At 69.9% G+C, this 19,622-nt stretch carries 16 protein-coding genes and 1 tRNA gene; 7 read left to right on the top strand and 10 right to left on the bottom strand.

What is annotated here, in order from left to right; all coding sequences use genetic code 11:
* Window positions 1-44 precede the first annotated feature (44 nt).
* Genes ACTJJP_RS15980 through ACTJJP_RS15960 form a run of 5 tightly spaced genes read left to right on the top strand, consistent with a single transcriptional unit; the run spans window position 45 to window position 2,926 of the window.
* Window positions 45-635 carry a molybdopterin-dependent oxidoreductase gene (locus tag ACTJJP_RS15980; protein WP_440775972.1) on the top strand — a complete coding sequence of 197 codons (591 nt, stop codon included), beginning with the start codon at window positions 45-47 and terminating at the stop codon, window positions 633-635.
* Window positions 632-1,363 carry an FAD-binding oxidoreductase gene (locus ACTJJP_RS15975; RefSeq protein WP_440775971.1) on the top strand — a complete coding sequence of 244 codons (732 nt, stop codon included), beginning with the start codon at window positions 632-634 and terminating at the stop codon, window positions 1,361-1,363. The genes ACTJJP_RS15980 and ACTJJP_RS15975 overlap by 4 nt, the downstream gene beginning before the upstream one ends.
* Window positions 1,363-1,623: a DUF6510 family protein gene (locus tag ACTJJP_RS15970; protein WP_440775970.1), complete on the top strand. Its 261-nt coding sequence runs from the start codon at window positions 1,363-1,365 to the stop codon at window positions 1,621-1,623. Before ACTJJP_RS15975 ends, ACTJJP_RS15970 begins: the two co-directional genes overlap by 1 nt.
* A gap of 32 nt (window positions 1,624-1,655) precedes the next feature.
* Window positions 1,656-2,384, top strand: coding sequence for a hypothetical protein (locus ACTJJP_RS15965; protein WP_440775969.1), 729 nt, complete (start codon window positions 1,656-1,658; stop codon window positions 2,382-2,384).
* On the top strand, window positions 2,381-2,926 hold the full coding sequence (locus tag ACTJJP_RS15960; protein WP_440775968.1) for a hypothetical protein: 546 nt from the start codon (window positions 2,381-2,383) through the stop codon (window positions 2,924-2,926). Before ACTJJP_RS15965 ends, ACTJJP_RS15960 begins: the two co-directional genes overlap by 4 nt.
* A gap of 386 nt (window positions 2,927-3,312) precedes the next feature.
* On the opposite strand, the gene ACTJJP_RS15955 is transcribed toward ACTJJP_RS15960, so the two are convergent.
* From ACTJJP_RS15955 to ACTJJP_RS15945, 3 genes are all read right to left on the bottom strand, one after another.
* Entirely contained in the window at window positions 3,313-4,695 is a 1,383-nt protein-coding gene (locus ACTJJP_RS15955) for a hypothetical protein (RefSeq protein WP_440775967.1), read from the bottom strand.
* Between the two features lie 78 nt (window positions 4,696-4,773).
* A tRNA-Ser gene (locus ACTJJP_RS15950) sits at window positions 4,774-4,862 on the bottom strand.
* A gap of 101 nt (window positions 4,863-4,963) precedes the next feature.
* The gene (locus tag ACTJJP_RS15945) at window positions 4,964-6,253 is read right to left on the bottom strand and encodes an LCP family glycopolymer transferase (protein WP_440775966.1); all 1,290 of its coding nucleotides are present in this window, start codon (window positions 6,251-6,253) and stop codon (window positions 4,964-4,966) included.
* A gap of 285 nt (window positions 6,254-6,538) precedes the next feature.
* On the opposite strand from ACTJJP_RS15945, the gene ACTJJP_RS15940 reads away from it, so the two are divergent.
* On the top strand, window positions 6,539-11,386 hold the full coding sequence (locus tag ACTJJP_RS15940) for a family 16 glycoside hydrolase (protein WP_440775965.1): 4,848 nt from the start codon (window positions 6,539-6,541) through the stop codon (window positions 11,384-11,386).
* Window positions 11,387-11,518: 132 nt separating this feature from the next.
* Window positions 11,519-12,661, top strand: coding sequence for a substrate-binding domain-containing protein (locus tag ACTJJP_RS15935; protein ID WP_440775964.1), 1,143 nt, complete (start codon window positions 11,519-11,521; stop codon window positions 12,659-12,661).
* 9 nt (window positions 12,662-12,670) lie between these two features.
* Here the strand turns inward: ACTJJP_RS15935 and ACTJJP_RS15930 are convergent, their stop codons facing one another.
* Genes ACTJJP_RS15930 through ACTJJP_RS15900 form a run of 7 tightly spaced genes read right to left on the bottom strand, consistent with a single transcriptional unit; the run spans window position 12,671 to window position 19,621 of the window.
* Window positions 12,671-14,347 carry an acyltransferase gene (locus ACTJJP_RS15930; protein ID WP_440775963.1) on the bottom strand — a complete coding sequence of 559 codons (1,677 nt, stop codon included), beginning with the start codon at window positions 14,345-14,347 and terminating at the stop codon, window positions 12,671-12,673.
* Window positions 14,348-14,376: 29 nt separating this feature from the next.
* Window positions 14,377-15,006 (bottom strand): bifunctional 4-hydroxy-2-oxoglutarate aldolase/2-dehydro-3-deoxy-phosphogluconate aldolase, encoded by a 630-nt coding sequence (locus tag ACTJJP_RS15925; RefSeq protein WP_440775962.1) that lies wholly within the window; start codon window positions 15,004-15,006, stop codon window positions 14,377-14,379.
* Complete coding sequence (locus tag ACTJJP_RS15920) at window positions 15,003-15,902, bottom strand: sugar kinase (protein ID WP_440775961.1); 900 nt, start codon at window positions 15,900-15,902, stop codon at window positions 15,003-15,005. Before ACTJJP_RS15920 ends, ACTJJP_RS15925 begins: the two co-directional genes overlap by 4 nt.
* Window positions 15,899-16,738, bottom strand: a complete 840-nt coding sequence (gene kduI / locus ACTJJP_RS15915) for a 5-dehydro-4-deoxy-D-glucuronate isomerase (RefSeq protein WP_440775960.1) — start codon at window positions 16,736-16,738, stop codon at window positions 15,899-15,901. The genes ACTJJP_RS15920 and kduI overlap by 4 nt, the downstream gene beginning before the upstream one ends.
* A gap of 32 nt (window positions 16,739-16,770) precedes the next feature.
* The gene (gene kduD, locus ACTJJP_RS15910; protein ID WP_440775959.1) at window positions 16,771-17,535 is read right to left on the bottom strand and encodes a 2-dehydro-3-deoxy-D-gluconate 5-dehydrogenase KduD; all 765 of its coding nucleotides are present in this window, start codon (window positions 17,533-17,535) and stop codon (window positions 16,771-16,773) included.
* Window positions 17,532-18,437, bottom strand: coding sequence for a fumarylacetoacetate hydrolase family protein (locus ACTJJP_RS15905; protein ID WP_440775958.1), 906 nt, complete (start codon window positions 18,435-18,437; stop codon window positions 17,532-17,534). Before ACTJJP_RS15905 ends, kduD begins: the two co-directional genes overlap by 4 nt.
* A complete protein-coding gene (locus ACTJJP_RS15900; protein WP_440775957.1) occupies window positions 18,434-19,621 on the bottom strand; it encodes a glycoside hydrolase family 88 protein in 1,188 nt (395 codons plus the stop codon). Before ACTJJP_RS15900 ends, ACTJJP_RS15905 begins: the two co-directional genes overlap by 4 nt.
* Window position 19,622 lies beyond the last annotated feature (1 nt).

Genomic DNA, 19,622 nt, shown 5'->3' with positions numbered 1-19,622 from the left:
CGCGCTGACTAGGGTGATGCTCACGCGATCGGCAGGGGGAGTACATGGCATTCATCACCCGCGGCTTCGGAGGCCGACGCCGCGAACGCGACCCGCGGCTCCCTCCCGGCCAGAGTCTGGTGTCCGACTGGCCCGTGCTCTCCGCCGGTCCGACGCCCACGGTCGCATCCGACTCGTGGGAGTTCGCCATCGGCACCGAGAACGGCGTGCACCGGTGGGATCGCCCGCAGCTGGAGGCCCTCGGAGTGGAGGACGTCACCGTCGACATCCACTGCGTCACGCACTGGACGAAGCTCGACATGTCCTGGCGCGGGGTGTCGCTGGACCGGATCTTCGCGCAGGTCGACACCGCCCACCGCTTCGCGATGGTGCACTCGTTCGGGGGGTACACCACCAATCTGGCCCTCGACGACCTGCTCGGCGGCAAGAGCTGGATCGCGTTCGAAGCTGACGGGGAACCGCTGAGCGCCGAGCACGGCGGCCCCGCCCGCCTGCTCGTGCCGCACCTGTACTTCTGGAAGAGCGCCAAGTGGGTGCAGGGGCTCATCACGATGCCGCACGACAAGCCCGGGTTCTGGGAGCAGAACGGCTACCACCCGCGCGGCGACCCCTGGCGCGAGGAGCGGTACGGGTGAGTCGCCGCGCGGCATCCTGGCACGTCGCGAATGTCGTCCGCGCCCGCGCCGAGACCGCGACCGCTCGGCGCATCGAGCTCGACGTTCCCACCTGGCCGGGTAACGACGCGGGGTCCCACCTCGACGTCCGCCTCACCGCGCCCGACGGCTATCAGGCCAGCCGCTCGTACTCGGTCGCGTCGTCGGGTGCGGGCACCCGCATCGTGCTCGCCGTCGACGAGGTGCCCGACGGCGAGGTCTCGCCGTTCCTCGTGCACGACCTGCGCGAGGGCGATCGTCTCGAGGTGCACGGGCCCCTGGGCGCGTATTTCGTGTGGACGCCGTCGGATGACCCCGCTCCCGTGCAGCTCATCGCGGGCGGGTCCGGAGTCGTCCCGCTGTACGCGATGGCCTCCGCGCATTCCGCGAGCGGCGATCCGACACCGTTCCGGTTGCTGTACTCGGTGCGCTCGCCCGGCGACGTGTTCTTCGGCGACGAGTTGCGGGCACTCGAGGGCGATCGCCTGCGCCTCGACCTCGTCTACACCCGAACCGCTCCCCCCGAATCGACGACCGCCCCCGGCCGACTGACCGCGGAGACCCTGCGCGCCGCCGTCATCCCCGCCGACCTCGAACCCCGGGTGTTCGTGTGCGGGCCGACCCCGTTCGTCGAGGCCGTATCGCGATGGCTGCTCGAGGCGGGTCACGCCGCTGCGCGCGTGCGCACGGAGAGATTCGGAGGCTCCTGATGACCCTTCTCGACGGCAACGCCCTGGCCGGACGACTCGACGACCTCCTCGGGTGGGATGCCACGGCATCCGAGGTCCGCTGCACGCAGTGCGGCCTGCGGGACCTGCTCGCGACGGCCGCGGTCTACGCCTCCGCGATGGGGACGGTCGTTCGCTGCCACGCCTGCGACGCGGTCCTGCTCACCGTGGTCGACAGCCCCGACGGTCGTTCGTGGCTCGGGATGCCGGGGCTCAGCGCGTTGGAGATGCGGCGACCCTGACGCCGGTCCGGTGCTCCCTCTACACTGTGGCCGTGAGCGCCTCTCCCCCGGATGACGCCGCCGGTCGTCGTGATCGGTCTCGGCGCGCGGCACGCACCCGCGTGCTGGCGCTCACCGACCGTGTACCGACGGGGTGGTTCGCCGGCATCCTGACGGTGCTGTTCCTCACCGTCACAGCCGCATTCGGGGGCCTGTCGGCCGTGGCCGTCGCACCCGTGCCCGACATCGCCGCGGGCACGGAGCACCGCAACGACCAGTTCGCCCTCACCGTGGAACGGGCCGTGCTCATCGACGAGCTGCGCGGTTCGGGGACGTCGGTGTCGGACGGACAGCGGGTGCTGGCGCTCGTGGTGAGTGTCGAGAACGTGTGGGACCACCCCATCGCGGCCTCGGCCGATGCCGGCGTGGCCGACGCGGTGAGCGTGGCCGAGCTCGACGGTGCGACGGCGAACGCGGTCGCCCGGCTCGACGATGCCACCGTCGCACCGTACCTGCAGCCCGGCGTCCCCGCCGAGCTCGTGCTCACGTGGGTGGTCGACAGCGCGACCTTCGCCGCGGGCGACGTGCTGCACGTGGACCTTCTGGACTTCACCCTGTACACGGGCCAGCTCATCACGTACGGCGAGTCCTGGATCGACCCGGTGGTCGGCGCCCGCACCACGGTCGAGATCAGCGATGTGGGAGCCGGGGCGGACTCTGCCGCAGGTTCTGACGCCCCGACCGACTCCGACTCCGCGCCGAGCGGAGAGTCGCGCGGATGAGGCAGTGGGCGGTATGGGCGACGGGTGCGACGCTCCTCGCCCTCGCGTGGGGCGTCGTGCAGATCACCCCCGACGAGGACGCGGCCACGGAGCCGTTCATCGTGCCGGCCGCGGTGGGCGAGAGCGCCGTGGCGCGCACGTTCGAGGCCGCGGTGACCGATCCGCGACTCGGCACGCGCGCCACAGCCGGATCGTGGTCCGCCGAGGGGACGTGGCTGGTCGTCGACGTCACCGTCACCGCTCGGGGCGACGAAAAGGGCGCGCTTCTGCTCCACGCGGAGCTGATGGTGGACGGAGTCGTCTACCGGGCGAGCGAGCGCCCCTCCTCGATCTACCGGCAACCATTGGCCGTCGGCATCCCCCGCTCGGGCAGCCTCGCGTTCGAGCTACCCGCTGCCGTCACCGGCCGTACGGGGTCTCTCACGCTGGGCCTCAGTGACGAGACGAGGCTGGACTCGCTGGTGGAGGTCCCGATCGACCTGGGTGCGCTGACACGAGAGCCCGACGTCGAACTGACCCGCACCGGATGGACGAACCCGTGACGGCGCGATGGTGGCGGCGCAACGCCGTGGCCTTAGCTGCGGTGGCAGTCCTGCTGCCAACCACCGCCGTCGTGGTCGGTGGCAACGAGTGGTGGAACGCGAATCAGGCCGAACCGGTCTTCCCCACGACGGTCGACCCCGGCACGACCGTCGAGTTCGGCGGCGCGACCTGGGGTCCCGCGCGCTGGGGCAGCGTTGCGGCGGACACCGCGTCCGACGCCCCCGCGGGTGCCCGCACGGTGGTGATCGAGGTACCCGTCGATCCCCACGGGAGGATCTTGTCGTGCCGCATTCCGATGCTGCGCGAGGCGGGTGGGGAGAACCGACGATGGGGCGACGCCCTGGCCGACGTCGACTGGAGCTACGACACCCAGAGCTCGTGCCCGTCAGACGAGTCCGCGCCCTTCACGATCGAAGTCCCCTACCTCGTCCCCGACGACGCCGCCGGACCGTTCGATCTCGAGCTCGCGCTCACCGACCAGCTCCCGGGCTACCTCATCCTCCGCCTTCCCTGACGGCCCCTGAGCGCCCGACGACGGCAGACCGGATGCCACCACGGGTGCTCCGATCAGCGCTCCTATCGTGGCGTCGTAAGCGCCGGCCACGAGCACGGTGCGAACGGGCTCGACGACCAACGGCACGAGCATCAGCGGAAGCGGGCCGAGAACGAGCCAGAACGTGTGGAAATCGTTCGGGCCCACCATTCGCGTGATCGCGATGCGCAGCCACCCTTCTCCGAGGAGGAGGAGCGCGTACAAGAGCACGTACCCCCCGATGAGGATCGGCCCGCTCCGCCACATCAGGACGATGGCCCGCCAGATCGGCCGGAATCGACTGCCCAGACCCGCTCCGATGTCGTTGAGCCGTCGCCGCAGGCGCTCGGGCACGACCCCGTAGCGCGTGCGGGCGCGCGCCACGACCTGACCGCGCCACTGCACGCCCTGCGGCGACACCGCTTGGCCGTAGATCACGCCGGCGATGGTGAGCCACGCCACGGGCACGAGCATGATCGTCCCCACCTGCCCCGCGAGCCAGAGCACGGCATCCCACACCCAGCCCAGAGGCGCGAACCAGCCGCCGACCCACTCCCGCGCGTCGGCGAGCCAGGCGATCGCCTGCCGGCTGTCGATCCAGCCCGTCACCTGTCCGAGCGCCTCGCCGATGAAATACGCCGCGAGGAACACCCACAGCGCCTCGAGATAGGTCGCGGGAACCGAGGTCCACGACGGGAGCGACGCCTGCCACCGCCTCCACGCCCCACGCCCCGCGAACGCGACGATCACCACCGCGATCGTCCACGGTTCCCACGACAACTGATCGACGGCTCCCGAGGTGTCGACGACTGTGCCCGTGACGATCGCCGTGAAGTCCCGGCCGATCTTCACGCTGAGCGCGGCGTCGAGGTAGGCCGCCACGTCGTCGCGCAGGAACCCGAGAGCTGCGTACACCGCCATGAAGGGCAAGATCGCCGAGAGGAGTGCGTCCCGGAACGCCGCGCGGCGCGCCGGGCGATCCACCGGCGGGGGCGCGATCGCGCCGAGGCGCGGCATCCCGTCTCGGAGCACGAGGAACATCGCCACGACGCTCACGAGCTTCGCGAGGATCGCCAGGGGCAGCAGCAGGATGCCGCCGATCGCCGTGTACCCGCCGACGAAACCCGCCACCTCGATGCCGATGTACCGACCGAGCGTGCCGACGAGGTACCAGGCGATCAGCGCCGGCCAGTGCGCCACGAGGAGCCGACCCGTCATCGAGATCACCGCGCGCACGCACCCACGGTAGTGGCGCATCAGCGGAGCGTCCACGGCGGAGACGCGAAAAGCCCCGGCGAACCGGGGCTTTTTCGGCGGAGACGGAGGGATTTGAACCCTCGGTCCCCGTGAGGGGACTCCACCTTAGCAGGGTGGTGCACTAGGCCGAACTATGCGACGTCTCCAGGCGATCGAAGCCTGACGGCTCGAACACACCGGTCCATACTAACCGGTCGTCGCCCGGCATCCGAACCACGATCCGGATGCCGGGCGATGCGGGTGCGGATCACTCGCGGACGTTGCCGTTGGAGCAGGTCGCCTGCGCCGCGGTCTGCCCGGCGATGCCGTCGGGCAGGACGATCGCGTCGGAACTCGGCGCCGGGGTGGGCGAAGCGCTGTCGGTGGGCTCAGGGCTCGCGGTATCGACCGGGGCGGGTGTCTGAGCGGGCGTCGGAGCGGCGTTCTCGTCGACCACGACGCCGTCGCCGTCGCTCAGGTTGCCCGACAGCTCGAGGGGCTGGTTCGCAGCGAGTGCGGCCCAGAGGGTGTCGGCGTCGTCGTAGTCGGGCACGACGCGATTCGCGTCATAGGGGTCGGTGTAGGTCGGGTACTGGATGAAGACGATGTCGCTGAACGGCACGTCCTTCACCGCCGAGGCGATCTGCACCAGCGTCAGCGGGTTCGTCAGCGACGTCGACGGGTCGACGTTGCGCAGCGCCGTCGAGGCGAGCTTGTACAGCGTCGCCGGGTTCGAGAGCACCTCTTGGCTCTTCAGCTTGTTCGCCAGACGCGACATGTACTGCTGCTGGTTCGAGATGCGCCCCAGGTCGCCGCCGTCTCCGACGCCGTGACGGGTCCTCAGGAACTGCAAGGCGTCGAGGCCCTTCACTTGGCGCATGCCGGCGGGCCAGTCGATCCCGGTGTAGGGGTCTTTGATGCCGTTGGCGATGCACACGTCGACGCCGCCGATGGCATCCGTGATGTTGATGACGCCGCCGAAACTCACCTTCGCGGCGAAGGGGATCTCGACGCCGCTGAGCTCGGAGACGGTCGCGGCGACGCATGACAGACCGCCGTAGAGGTACGCGCTGTTGATCTGCTGCTTGCTCATCGCCGAATTGACGTTGCCGTCCTGATCGGTGCAGGACGGGATCGGCACCATGAGGTCGCGCGGGAACGAGACCACCGTGACGCGGCGAGGGGCGTCGGAGATGTGAACGAGCATGTTGACGTCGTTGAGGTTGCCCTCGGCGTCATCCCCCGTGCAGCGGTCGCCGAACAGCTGGGCGAAGTCGGGTTCGCACTCGTCGGTGCCGACGAGCAGCAGGTTCACCCCGCCCTTCAGCTCGCCGAGGTCGGGGGGCACGGCGGGCTGACCCTTGAGGTCGACGGCGTCGGCGGTGAAGCTGCGGGTCAGGTCGACCGCGGCGTAGGCGAACACGGCGCCGCCCGAGACCAGGAGCACGGCCAGCACGATGGCGAGTCCGCGGAACAGCTGGGCGAAGGGGCCCGGCGACGACAGTCGCCCGTGGCGGGCTGCGGTGCGTTGCCCACGCGGTGTGGTCGTCTTGCTCACTCGGGTCCTTTCGAGACGGATGCCACCGGCCCGGCAGCACGTCGACCTCGACGCGGCAGCCGGAGATCGCAGTAATACTAGGGACGCTCGGCTGTGAACGGCGTGAGGGCCGGTTCCGCATCGCGGCGGTGTCACCGGCCGATGCGGGCCTCGATGAGGTGCGGCGGATTGTTCGACTGGGTTCGATTCTGCTCGGGAGTGTTCGCTTCGCTATCGGATACCGCTCACATGTGGTCTGCTACCGACGACCCCCGAATGGGCTTCCTTCAACGACGAGGATCTCCAATGACGAAAGCGTCATCCGCCCGGTTCGCCTGCGCCCTCACCGCCGCCGCAGCGGTGGTGATGGGACTGCTCGTGGCACCCACCTCCACCGCCGTCGCGGCAGGCGCCGACACTGTCTCCGTCACCATCGACGGCGCCGACGTCGCCGCGGCCGCACAGAATCGCAACGGCCTCACGTTCAAGGGCTTCGGCGTCCTGACCGCCAACTCGACCAGCGCCCTGCTGCTGGACTACAAGGCGCAGCACCCCGACAAGTACTGGGAGATGATCGAGACGCTGTTCGGCGGGGATCACCCCATCATGAACACGGTCAAGATCGAGATGGGCAACGACCGCAACACCTCGACGGGCCCGAACCCCGCGACGATGCGCTCCCGGGACGAGTACCCCAACGTCCTGCGCGAACCCGGGTTCCAGCTCGCGGCAGACGCGAAACTGGTCGCCCACAGCGACGTGCACGTCAGCATCCTCCGCTGGCAACGCCCGACGTGGGTGACCAATCACCAGGAGCAGTACGTCTGGTTCAAGAACACCGTCCTCGCCGCCTACCGCGAGTTCGGCTTCATGGTCGATTCCATCAACCCCGACACCAACGAGACCACCAGCCCGGAGGTCCAGCTGTACAAGGACTTCTCGGGGTGGTTGCGCAACGACACCACCGGGTTCCAGGGCGCGAGCTCCTCCGACCCGAACAACGGCTTCGCGTCCGAGCAGGAGCGCGCGCTCTATACGGCCATCGAGACCGTCGCCGCCGACACCGTCGGCACCCCTCCCGTCTCGTTCGGCAACGCGATGACCGCTCCCTCCGACCCCTCGCTCCGCGACGCCGTGGATGTGGTCGGCTTCCACTACTCCAGCGCCGATGACAGCGCCGGCAACATGAAGAAGGTCGCCGAGCAGCTGGACAAGGAGGTCTGGAACTCGGAGGGGCAGTCGACGTTCTCCAACTCGGCCGACCGCCCGAACAACACCAACAGCGACGAGCAGGGCGGGGTCGGCACGCAGTTCGGAGGAACGAACAGCGCTCTCGAGATGGGCAACTGGGTGACCACCGGGTTCACGGCATCCCGCCGCACGCTGAACATCTTCCAGCCCGTGATCGGGTCGTTCTACGACGGCTTCCAGTACTCCTCCAAGGAGCTGGTCAACGCCCGCGAGCCGTGGTCGGGGTGGATGTACTACGACGGCGGCCTGTCGGTCATCGAGCACTTCACCCAGTTCGCCACGCTCGGATGGGAGAACGAGGACAACACCGCGGGCATCTGGCGTGCCATCCCGAAGGCCTCCGGCAGTGAGTTGGGAACCGGCAACCCGCCGAGCGGCGCCCGAGCAGGCGGGGCGTCGTACACCACGCTCGCCGCACCCGATGCGTCGGACTTCTCCACCGTCATCATCAACGACAGCAAATTCACCAAGACGTACCGCGTCACCGCCAAGGACCTCGCCCTCGGTGCGGACAAGACCGCCGAGGTGTGGGAGACGCGCGCGGCCGACACCGGCGACGCCTACGACGCCAACTACCTGATCCCGGTCGCCGAGCTGCAGCCCGACGGGAACTCGACCTACACCGTGGAGGTGAAGCCCTTCTCCGCCGCGACGGTCACCACCCTGGACCACGCGACGACCACGAGCGCGGGATCCATCGTGGCGAAGGACGGGTACGGCAGCTCGCTCCCGTCCAGCCCGGAGTACACCGACCCCGACGGCGGTCGGGACGTGCTCGACACGGACGCGAGCGGTGCCACCAACGGAGTCGCGAACGATGACGTTCTGTACGCCGACGATTTCGAGTACGCCGAACAGGGCGACATCAAGGGCTACGACCCCGCGACCGGCCGGCTCGTCGACACGGGCGAAAGCTTCCTGGAGAGCCGCGGAGCACGCTCGAAGCCGGAGGGAACACCCGCCACGCAGCCGGAGGACTTGGGCGTGACACCGCGCTACACGAACGACACGAACGGCGCGTTCGAGTCCGTCACGACGACCGACCCGGCGCACCGCCGTGTGCTCCGCCAGCAGGTCGGTCCCGGCATGAACGGCGGCGCGTGGAACGGTGGAGACCCCAAAACGACCATCGGCGACGCGCGATGGGCCAACTACACCGTCTCGACGGATGTGCTGTTCGAGGCCGGCGGTACCCCGTACGCCACGGTGGGCGCACGTCAGCAGGGCGGCACCGCCAACGGCCAGAACGTCTCGGCGGCTGAACTGCGAGTGGACCCGACAGGGGCGTGGACGTTCCTGCGGTTCGGTGCGACCCTCGCCAGCGGCACGGTCGCCAACACACCCGCCGTCGCCTTCAAAACGGGCACCGGCACGTGGAACAACATCTCCGTCACGGTGGCGGGAGCGGTGTACACGGCCAAGGTGAACGGGGTCGAAGTCTCGACCTTCACCGACACCGCGCCGCAGGCGGCCGGGCGGATCCAGCTCGGGTCGAGCTTCACCTTCGTCCAGTTCGACAACCTGAAGGTGGAGACCGTCCCCGGCTACACCCCGTACTACAGCTCGATCATCGACGGCATGCACCAGACCAGCTGGGACGACACCTCGGTTCCCGTGCTCGACTTCGACGCGAACTGGAGCCACGTGAACGGGCAGGGCATGTACGAGTGGCAGCGCACGGCATCCAAGAGCACCGCCAAGGGCGCGACGATGTCGTACGCGTTCCGCGGTACAGGACTGGACATCATCGGCACCAACCCCGGCTCCGCGACGCTGAACGTGACCGTCGACGGCGTTCCCGTCGCCGTCGCCGCACCCACGTGGTCGGCCGGAAGCGAGCGCACGACCTTCCAGCTGCGCGGACTCCGCGACGGTGCGCACACCGTCGCATTGTCCACGGCGAACGACAGCTCCCTCAACGTCGACGCGGTCGGAGTGATCCAGGCGACCGCCGCCTCGGCGAAGGTGGATACGACCGCGCTGGCGAAAGCCGTCGACACCGTCGACGACGCGGTCGAGGCCGAGTACACGCCCGAGTCGTGGAGCGTCTTCTCCACGGCGCTGGCCGACGCCCGCGCCGCCCTGGCCGACCCGGCCGCCTTCGGGCTCGATGCGGAGGGGGCATCGGCCATCTCGGCGCGCCTGATGGTCGCCAGCGATCAGCTCACGCCCAAGGACGTCAGTCCCGAGGTTCTCGATGTGGGCACCCTGAGCATCACCTCGAAGGAGCGCACCCTCCCGAGGACGCTGCCGCTGAACGGCGCCGACGTCCCGGTCACGTGGACGCAGACCTCCCTCGCGGGTGCCGCGGGAACGGCTGAGCTGGGGAGCTTCGTCGCCACCGGGCGTTCCACCCAGAAGGTGTCGACGGGTGTCTACCAGCGGTTCACCGCACGCGTCCTGGTCGTTCCCTCCGACCTGGAGTACTTCATCGACTCCGGATCGAGCGGTAGCGCGACGGGTTCGGCGTACTCCGCGGTGGCGGGTCGCGACGCTCTGCGCAACGACAGCGCCGACCAGAAGTGGGATGGCCGGACCGCCGGCAAGACGTGGGGGTACGCCACGACGGCGACCGCGGCCAGCGCCGGCACCCCACAGGACTGGGGATCGTCATGGGTGGGGGCGGACTTCAACAAGCCCGTCACGTACTACCTGACGCTGCCCGCTGGCTCCTACAACATCGGCGCCGTCCAAGCACCGCGGGCCGGACTGACGACCAACATCTACGCCCAGGTCACCGCCGGGTCGTCCTCGACCACGAAGTCCGCCGTCTCGCAGGGCTCGGCGACGACCGTCTCGCACTCCGTCACCGTCGACACCGACACCGTGGTCGCAGTGGAGTTCGGCACGACGGGCACCTCCGGGTACAACGCCCGTCTGGCGCTGCTCTTCGTGCAGAGCGTGCCGCGTGATGTGGGCATGCAGGGTGCGTTCGGGGTGAACGACGCCCTGCCCACGTCGGTCGAGATCGCCGGCGCCCAGAAGGCGGTGCAGTGGGATGCCGCGTCCGCCGCGCAGCCGCGAAGGGAGTACACGAAGCTCGTCCTGTCCGGACGCCTCTCCGACGGCGACCAGAGCGTCGTCGCCTCCTACGAGATCGTCCCGTCCGGCCTGGTCTACTACATCGACTCGGGTACCGGCGGGGCCGACTCCCCGCAGTACACGGCGGTGAAGAAGGCGGTCCCGGGCGTGATCAACGACAAGGTCGACCAGGTTTCGACCGCGCCCACCCAGTGGGGGTACGTCGCCGACGGGATGAAGGTCAAGGGCAGCACCGACATCAACGACAAGTTCTCGACGGGGCTCTACCAGGACACGACCAGACTGACGTACCGGCTGCCCCTCGCGGCGGGCACCTACGCGCTGACCGGCGGCTTCACCGAGTGGTGGGGCATGAACCGCACGATGAATCACACCGTGTCCGCGCAGGGCGTGGAACTGGCGAAGGGGAACGTCCCCCTGTCGGCGACGAGCACGCCGTTGTCTTCGACGCTCACCTTCACCCTCGACGAGGACGCGACCGTCGAGTACGTCGTGACCAACGAAGGGGCCGGAGGGGAGAAGCCCGTCATCTCGTGGCTCGCCGTGGCCGACGTGACCCCGCCCGAGCCCGAGCTGGACGTCACCGTGGTCATGAGCACGCGGTGCGTCGCGGGGAAGGTCGTCGTCACGGCGACGGTCGCCAACAACGAGTCCGTGCCGGCGGCCGTGACGGTGACCACTCCGTGGGGCAAGAAGGACTTCGGTTCCCTCGACCCCGCCAAGAAGGCATCGGCCGCCTTCAGCACGCGAGCCACGTCCATCCCCGCGCAGGAGGTCACGATGACCGCCGGCGCAGAGATCGACGGACAGAAGGTGCAGATCGCGAAAGAGGTCGATGTGGCCGCGGCGAGCTGCCGCTGAGGACGAGCTCGAGGCCCTGCCGGCGTCGTCGGCAGGGCCTCGACGGGTCCCGACCTCCGGTGCGATCCGCTCCGAACACTCTCGAACGTCCCTGCCTAGAATCGATACGACGTGGGTGGACGAGGAGGTCCGATGGACACGCAGAAGCCCGCCTCACCGGCGTTCGGACTCTCTCGTCAAGAGCGCATCCTCGATGAGCTCCGACGGTCCGGTTCGGTTCGCGTGTCCGAACTGAGCAAGCTGTTCGGCGTCGCCGAATTGACCGTCCGCCGCGACATCTCCTCCCTGGCCGACCGAGGGCTGCTCACCCGCGTCCACGGCGGCGCCACACTGCGCAGCCGATTGGATGCCACGGTGCCGCGCGCGGGCGCCGTCGCCGAGACGCCGCTGTTCCGCATCGGGATGGTGGTGCCGTCGCTGACCTACTACTGGCCCCAGATCATCATCGGGGCGCGCGCGGCGGCCACCACCAGCGGATCGCAGCTGATCCTTCGCGCGGCGAGCTACTCACCCGGCGACCAGCGCCGCCAGATCACGTCCTTGATCGAGTCGGGCTATCTGCACGGGCTGATCGTCGCACCGGACACCTCGGGGCCCGACGGCATCGCATTGCTGCACTGGCTGGCCTCGCTCCCGATACCGGTCGTCCTCGCCGAGCGGCGAGCTCCGTCCTCCTTGGCGCTGACGTCGCTGGAGTGGGCCACGACGGACCACACCCACGGCGGCATCCTGGCGGGCGAGTATCTGGCATCCCTCGGACACCGGCGTGTGGGGATCGTGACCTCGATCGACTCCCCCACGTCCGCGCCGCTGCGTCGAGGGTGGGAGCGCGCCGTGAAGGACCTCGGTCTGACCAGCACGGTGGATCAGGATCTCGCGCTGGAGGCGATGGAGGGCCACGACCGCGACGACGTCATCCAGCTGCTGCTCTCCCAGTGCCGATCCACCGAGACGACGGCGCTGTTGATCCACTCCGACCGCCAGGCGGTCCTCGTGCAGCAGTACGCGCGGGACAACGGGTGGGACGTGCCGGATCGACTCGCCATCATGGCCTACGACGACGAAGTGGCGGAGAGTGCGGAGCCCCCGATTACGGCGCTGCGGCCCCCCAAGCAGGATGTCGGGCGCGTGGCCGTCGAGCTGATGCTCGGGCGACTGACCGGCGGGCCGACACGACCACGACAGCGCACGTTCCTGCTGCCGGAGCTGAGGCCGCGCGGCTCCAGCGCGACGCGCAGCCCTGGAGACCCCTCCGGTTCCGCCGCACCGGTGTGACGGCGGCGGTCACCACCCCATGATGTGCACTCCCGAGGGGGTGATCCGCACGGCCGGCTCGGGCCGGTGCACGCCTCTCGGACGGTAGCCGAGAGGTGCGGACTCTCCGAGGATGTCGGCGAGGTACCAGATGATGGCGAGCCACATCTCCGTCCCCTGCAGCCCGCATCGTCCCGGCTCCGCGGAGTCCTGGAGACGGAAGGCGAACCCTCGTGTCGGCGCCCACATCGTGAGGGCGTGCTCCAGCATCCGCCTCGCCACGACCTGTATCTCACCGGATCGGTGGCCCGTCTCCCGGGTGAGCCACAGCGGGTGGACGACATCCAGCACGTTGCAGGCGTCGTAGGTCTCGGCGGCGAAGTACTCCTCGTTGGCGGAATGTTCGAGGACGGTGTCGACGGTGGCGTTCGGATGCGGCAGCGGGACGCCGAACTGGGCGTAGGTTCCGCGAGTCGTCCGATAGGCGCCGTTCACGAGCAGCAGGAGGTCCCCTCCGGATGCCGCATCGCCCCACATCCCGGTTCGGGGATCCGCGCGGGTGGTGAGCCAACCGAGGAGGCTCTCCACGGCGCCGGGAGGGACGGGGTGACCCGAGCGAAGCGCCCAGTGCAGCGCCGTCCCCAGAGCATCCACGCGGTGGCCCGCGGCCCAGGGGTCCGTTCGCCAGGGAAGCGACTCGCAGAAGCTCGAGATGTCCGCCGCGGTCATCCTCGTCGCCTCGCCGATCGCGTGCGGCAGCTGGCCCCGGAGCAGGTCGAGCGCGTAGCCGACGCTCAGCACGTGATAGGCCGCGTCGGCGTCGTCGAACGGCTCGACGGAAGCGGAACGCACGCCCGGAGACGGCATCCGCCCATCGGGGCGCTGCGTCGCCGCCAGCCGAGCTCGATGCTGGTGGGAGGTCAGCTGCGGCGGGGCGCCGGGAAGCAGCAGTCGCGCCACCTCGACCGCGTCGCAGTGAGCGCGCAACGGGGGTTGCACCCCGGGGCGATCGGAGTACACGCCCGCCTCCGCGTCCCAGGCGCGAGCGAGGATCGTCTCCGCGTCGGCGCGGGCGCGGTCGGCGAACTCACGCAACCGCACTGCCAGGTCCCGGGGCCGAGGGATCGCAGCCTCGGCCGGCGCCACTCTCCATCGGATGAACGCAGCGGGGTTTCCCCCCACGATGGCGCCGGTGGGGACGTCTTTCGTGACCACCGCGCCGGCCGCGAGCACGGAGTGGGCGCCGACCGTGACGCCGTCGAGGATGACCACGTGCGAGCCGATCCACACGTCGTCGTCGACGACGATGCCTTTCGAGGTGAGTGGTTGCCGGAAGACCGGGGTGCCCGGTTCCATCGAGTGATTGAACCCGAGGAGGGAGGTGTGCGCCCCGATGCGGACGCCCGCCCCCAGGCGAACGCGTCCGCGGATCACGGTGTACGGGTTGATGCTGCAGTCGTCGCCGGCGATGAGTTCGCCCGTCAGGTAGGCGCCCGCGGCGATGTAGGAGCGTTCGCCGAGGTGGAGGACGTCGTTGTCCACCGCCGCGGTGTCCGCGACGAACACGTCATCCGCGAAGGTGCGGTCACCCCGCTCGGCGAGGGCGATCAGTCGTTCCCTCTGGGACTGCTTCGCCTCGTCGGAGGCCGACTCCCAGAAGGACCACGGAGAGAACTCGAGCGTTTCGACGCCGTCCCGTCCAGCCATATGCGATCCTCCCGAATCGTGCGTCCCGGCTATCGCGCGAGCGACGCCCGGGAGCGGAGGACATCCGCGAGTCGTTCCAACTGCGCGGCGTCCTCCAGTGCCGATCCGACGGCGGCGACGCGAACGCCGGCGTCGAGGAACTCCGTGACGTTCGCGGCGTCGAGGCCGCCGGTCGCGACGAACTGCACGTCGGGGAAGGGACCGCGGATATGACGGAACCACCCAGACCCGAGCCACGTCGCCGGGAACGCCTTCACCCACACCAAGCCCAGCGAGACGGCGAGCTGGACCTCGCTGGGCGTCGCCACCCCCGGAAGGATCGGCAGGTCCGCCGCCCGCGCGGCATCCACGATGCGCGGATCGAGTCCCGGGGACACCAGGTAGGCGGCCCCCGCCCGGCGGGCGACATCGACCTGCTCCGGACGGAGGATCGTCCCCGCTCCCACGCTCCGGCCGTTCGCCGCGGCCCGCGCCGACAGCTCGCGGAGCACCCGCTCGTCTTCTTCGGTCTGCAGGGGGACCTCGACGGCCTCGAGCCCCAGCTCCCACGCCGTCTCGGCCAGGCGGAGGGAACGTTGCATCCCCATCCCCCGCAGGATGGCCATCAGCGGGGATCCCGCGAAGAGGTCTTCGAGTCGATCAGCTTCCGCAGCACTCATGCGTAGCTTCCTTCCACGGTATCGGTGAGAGACATCAGGGTGCGCGCGGCGAAGGCGTGCCCGGCCGCGAGCCGGTCCGGCGTCGACGCGTCCGACAGGAGCGCGGCCAGATACCCCCCGGCGAAGGCGTCACCCGCCCCGACCGGTTCCACCACGTCGACGACGAGCGCGGGCACGAACACACGCCCCTCTCCGGTGAACGCCGTAGCGCCGACGTCGCCGTCCTTCACGACCAGTTCGTCGACGTCGGCAAGGAGGGCACGGACGTCGTCGGCGGTCGCCGTCGCCCACAGGGTCTCCGCCTCGTCGCGCCCGGTGAAGACCGTGTCCGCCTGCCGCGCGAGCGCCAGCAGCACCGGCGCGGCGGTGGCGGCGTCCCACAGGGGAAGGCGGTGATTGACGTCGAACGAGACGCGAACACCGGCTTCCCGCGCGCGTCGCATCAGCTGCTCGAGGAACGCCCGCGCCGTGCCGGAGATCGCGGCGGTGATTCCGGACACGTGGAGCACGTCGACGCCGACGAGGTCGATGTCGTCCGCGTCGGAGCGGGAGAGGGCGGATGCCGCGGACCCCCGCCGGTAGTAGGTGACCCCGGCGCCCGGGTTCTTCACGTAGACGCCCGTGGGCCGCGCGTCGTCCCAGCTGACCGTGCTGACGTCCACCCCGCGAGACCTGAGCTGCTGCGCGACCCGGTGACCGAGGGGGTCGCCGCCGAGTCGGCTGAACCAGACCGCCCGGTGCCCCGTGCTCGCCACATGCGTCGCGACATTGGACTCCGCTCCCCCGGGCTCGACCAGGAAGGTCGCCGCGTCCACGACCGAGGTGAACTCGCTCGGCACGATCATCGCCATGGTCTCTCCGACCGCGAGGAGCGTGCGGGCTTCGGGGGCGTTCATCGCAGATCGGTGATCGGGGCGGCATCCATGTCGTCGAATGCCTGGTTCTCGCCGGCCATCGCCCACACGAACGAGTAGGCGGCCGAGCCGACGCCGGAGTGCAGCGACCAGCTGGGAGAGATGACCGCCTGTCGATCAGCGACGAGCAGATGCCGGGTCTCTTCGCGCTCCCCCATCAGGTGCACCACGCGCGCGTCCTCGGGCACGTCGAAGTAGAGGTAGCACTCGGTCCGGCGATCGTGGGTGTGCGCGGGCATGGTGTTCCACATCGAGCCCGGATGCAGCTCGGTCACCCCCATGACGATCTGACAGCTCCGGATGCCGTTCTCGTGGATGTACTGGTTCAGCGTCCGACGATTCGAGGTCAGCTGGTCGCCGAGCTCCCGCACGGTTCCCTCGCCGGGCGACACCAGTGCCGTGGGGTACGTCGTGTGGGCCGGCGCGGAGAAGAGGTAGAACTGCGCGCCTCCGTCGCCGTCGCGGAATCGCACGTCCTCGACGCCGCGACCCAGGTAGAGGCAGGCACCTGTGACGAGGGTGTGCTCCTCGCCGTCCGCGATGACGACGCCCTGACCGCCGACGTTGACGATGCCGAGCTCGCGGTGCTCGAGGAAGGTCTCACTGCGGATCTCGGGGTACCCGGTCAGCCGCAGTTCCGCGCCCGCGGGTACCGCCCCGCCGAGGACCACCCGGTCGTGGTGCGTGTACGTCAGCCGGATCTCACCCGGCACGAAGACCTCCGGGATGAGGTAGGTGTCGCGCAGCTGCTGAGTGGTCATTCCCGGGATCTGGGCGGGGTTGGTCGCGTAACGCTGGGGGATGTGCGTCTCTGTCACGAGGGTCTCCTGGTGTGGTGGATGCGAGCGGATCATCGGACGAGCCAGCCGCCGTCGACGGGGATGACGGCGCCCGTCACGTAGGAGGCGGCGTCGGAGGCGAGGAACACGAACGCGCCCTGGAGGTCGGAGGCGTCCCCCCACCGGCCGGCGGGGATCCGGGAGAGGATCGACGCCGCGCGGTCCTCATCGGCGCGCAGGGGTGCGGTGTTGTCCGTGGCCATGTAGCCGGGGGCGATGGCATTGACGGTGACGCCCGCGGCGGCCCACTCGTTCGCGAGCGCCTTGGTCAGGCCCGCGACGGCGTGCTTGGACGCGGTGTACCCGGGCACGAGGATGCCGCCCTGGAACGACAGCATGGATGCCACGTTGATGATGCGACCTCGCCCCGCCGCGATCATGTGCCGCCCCGCGGCCTGCGACAGGTGGAACACGGAATCGAGGTTGATGGCCAGGACCTCGTCCCAGTCGGTCGCCGAGTGCTCCGCGGCGGGCGCGCGGCGGATGGTACCGGCGTTGTTGACGAGGATGTCGAGACCGCCCAGTTCCGCGAGCGTCTCGTCGACGGCGTCGGCGAGCTGTTCCGGGGTGGCGCTGACGAGGTCTCGACGGAGGAGGTGGGCACGCCGACCGGTGGCGCGGACGAGTCCGGCGGTGTCGCTCGCGTCGCCGCGGTCGAGGAGTGCGACGTCGGCGCCCGCTTCGGCGAGCGCGACGGCGGCTCCCTGGCCCAGGCCGCGGGTCGACCCCGTCACCAGCGCGACCTTGCCATCGAGGCGGAACGTGTCGAGGATCATGCGGTGCCCTCCGGGAGCGGTTCGGCGACCGGGCTCTCCGGCGGCGCGATGAAGGTGGTGGTCAGTTCGCCGAGGCCGGAGATGCGCACCGTGACGGCGTCTCCCGGCGCGAGCGGGCGGTGATCCGCCTGGGCGTGGGCGAGCTTCTGGGGTGTCCCCGTCGAGACGATGTCGCCCGGTTCGAGCGTCATGACGCGGCTGAGGTGCGAGATGACGAAGGCGACGCTGAAGATGGTGGTCGAGGTGGACTGCGAGACGGTGACCACGCCGTCCCGGACGACTTCGACCAGCACGTCCTGAGGGTCGGGGGCTTCGTCGGCCGTGACGATCCACGGTCCGATGGGGGCGAACCCGTCGGAGCACTTTCCGAGCGCCCACTGGCTCTGCCGACGCTGCCAGGCGCGGTCGGACACGTCGTTGAGGATGGTGAACCCGGCGACGTGGGACAGGGCGTCGTCGACCGAGACGTTCTGCACCCGCGTGCCGATGACGACGGCGAGCTCTCCCTCGTAGTCGACGTCGTCCGCTCCCTCGGGGATGACGACGGGGTCGTTCGGCCCCGCGAAGGTGTTGGGGGTCTTCACGAACACATCGGGGTGCTCCGGGTCGTTCGCGGTCGGGTCGACGCCATCGGGCGTGTGGCCGCGGTAGTTGTAGCCCAGGCACAGCATCTTGCCGGGGACGAGGGGGGCGTCCAGGTCACCGAGGACCAGAACGGGGAGGTCCGCGTCGACCGCGCTCGCACAGCGCGCTCGAGCCGCACGCAGGAGTTCGGCGTCGGCGATGAGCGCGGAAACGCCGTCGGCGACGTCGCCCAGGTCGACCAGCCGGTCTCCGTCTGCCGTGCGCACGACCGCCCCCGGCCGCGCCCCCGACGACGTTCGGTGCGTGACGAGCCTCACCAGTACTTCTTCCACTCCGGACGGGTCACGCGCATGAGCGCCTCGAGGTAGAAGTAGTCGCCCCACAGGGTCGCTTCGTCGACACCGACGTCCTTCGGCAGGTCGTAGACGCTGTGCAGGATGAGCCCGTCCGCGTCGTCGGGCGTCGCCGGCGTGTAGTTCTCGATGAGCGAGGCGAGGATGGTGTGCGCGCGGGCGGTCCACTCGGCTGCCCGCGCGGCGTCGGTCTCGACCCGGGCGAGTTCGAGCAGGCCGCAGACCACGATGGCGGCGGATGAACTGTCCCGGGGGGCGTCGCTGCCGTCGGTGTAGACGAGGTCCCAGAACGGCACGGCGTCGGCCGGCAGGTGGCGCAGGAAGTACTCGGCGCACCGCCGGGCGGCGGCGAGGAGCCGCTCGTCGCCCGTGACGGCGTAGTTCATCGCGAACCCGTAGACGCCCCACGCCTGGCCTCGGGCCCAGCACGACTCGTCGAAAGCGCCCTGTTCGGTGGCCCCGCGGAGGGGCGCACCCGTCTCGGCATCCCAGTAGAACGTGTGGAAGGTGGAATCGTCGGGCCGCAGGATGTTCTGCTCGAGCTGCGCGCAGTGGCGCCGAACCGCGTCGGAGTAGCGCTCGTCACCGGTCTCCTCCGCCGCCCAGGTGAGCAGCGGCATATTCATGAGACTGTCGATGATCGTCCGGCCGCGCTGGACGGGGTCGGAGAGGTCTCCCCACGCCTGGATGACGCCCGCCGGTTCGAGGAATCGCCGCATGAGGTGGTCCGCGGCGAGAAGCGCGTCCGCGCGCGCGGATTCGTCACCGGTGAGGCGGTGAGCGGCGACCGAAGAGAGGGTGTACAGGAAGCCGAGGTCGTGCGTGTCCAGGTCGATCTCGTTGCGGACACGGTGTCCGAAGTCGGCGACGTCGGCTTCGGCGGCGCGCCGGTAGACGTCACTGCCCGTGAGCTCCCACGCCAGCCACAGCTGTCCGGTACGGAAGCTCGTCGTCCACCCGCGGTTGCCCCCTTCGGGGACGGATCCCTGGGCCGGCCGCAGGTGGTAGCGGTTGTCCGTGGTGGTGTCGTCCGGGTAGGCGGCCCCCAGGGCCGTGGCGTTGCGCCCGACGGTGGCCACAGCGGCGGCGATGGCCGTCTCGGTCGACACGGCCGGGGAGGTCCGGGTCGTGGGTGAGGTGAAGGTCATC

Source organism: Microbacterium sp. 22296, from assembly GCF_052045385.1.
Classification (GTDB): Bacteria; Actinomycetota; Actinomycetes; order Actinomycetales; family Microbacteriaceae; genus Microbacterium.
The sequence above is the reverse complement of the archived record's forward strand: the minus strand, read 5'-3'. Positions and strand labels throughout refer to the sequence as shown.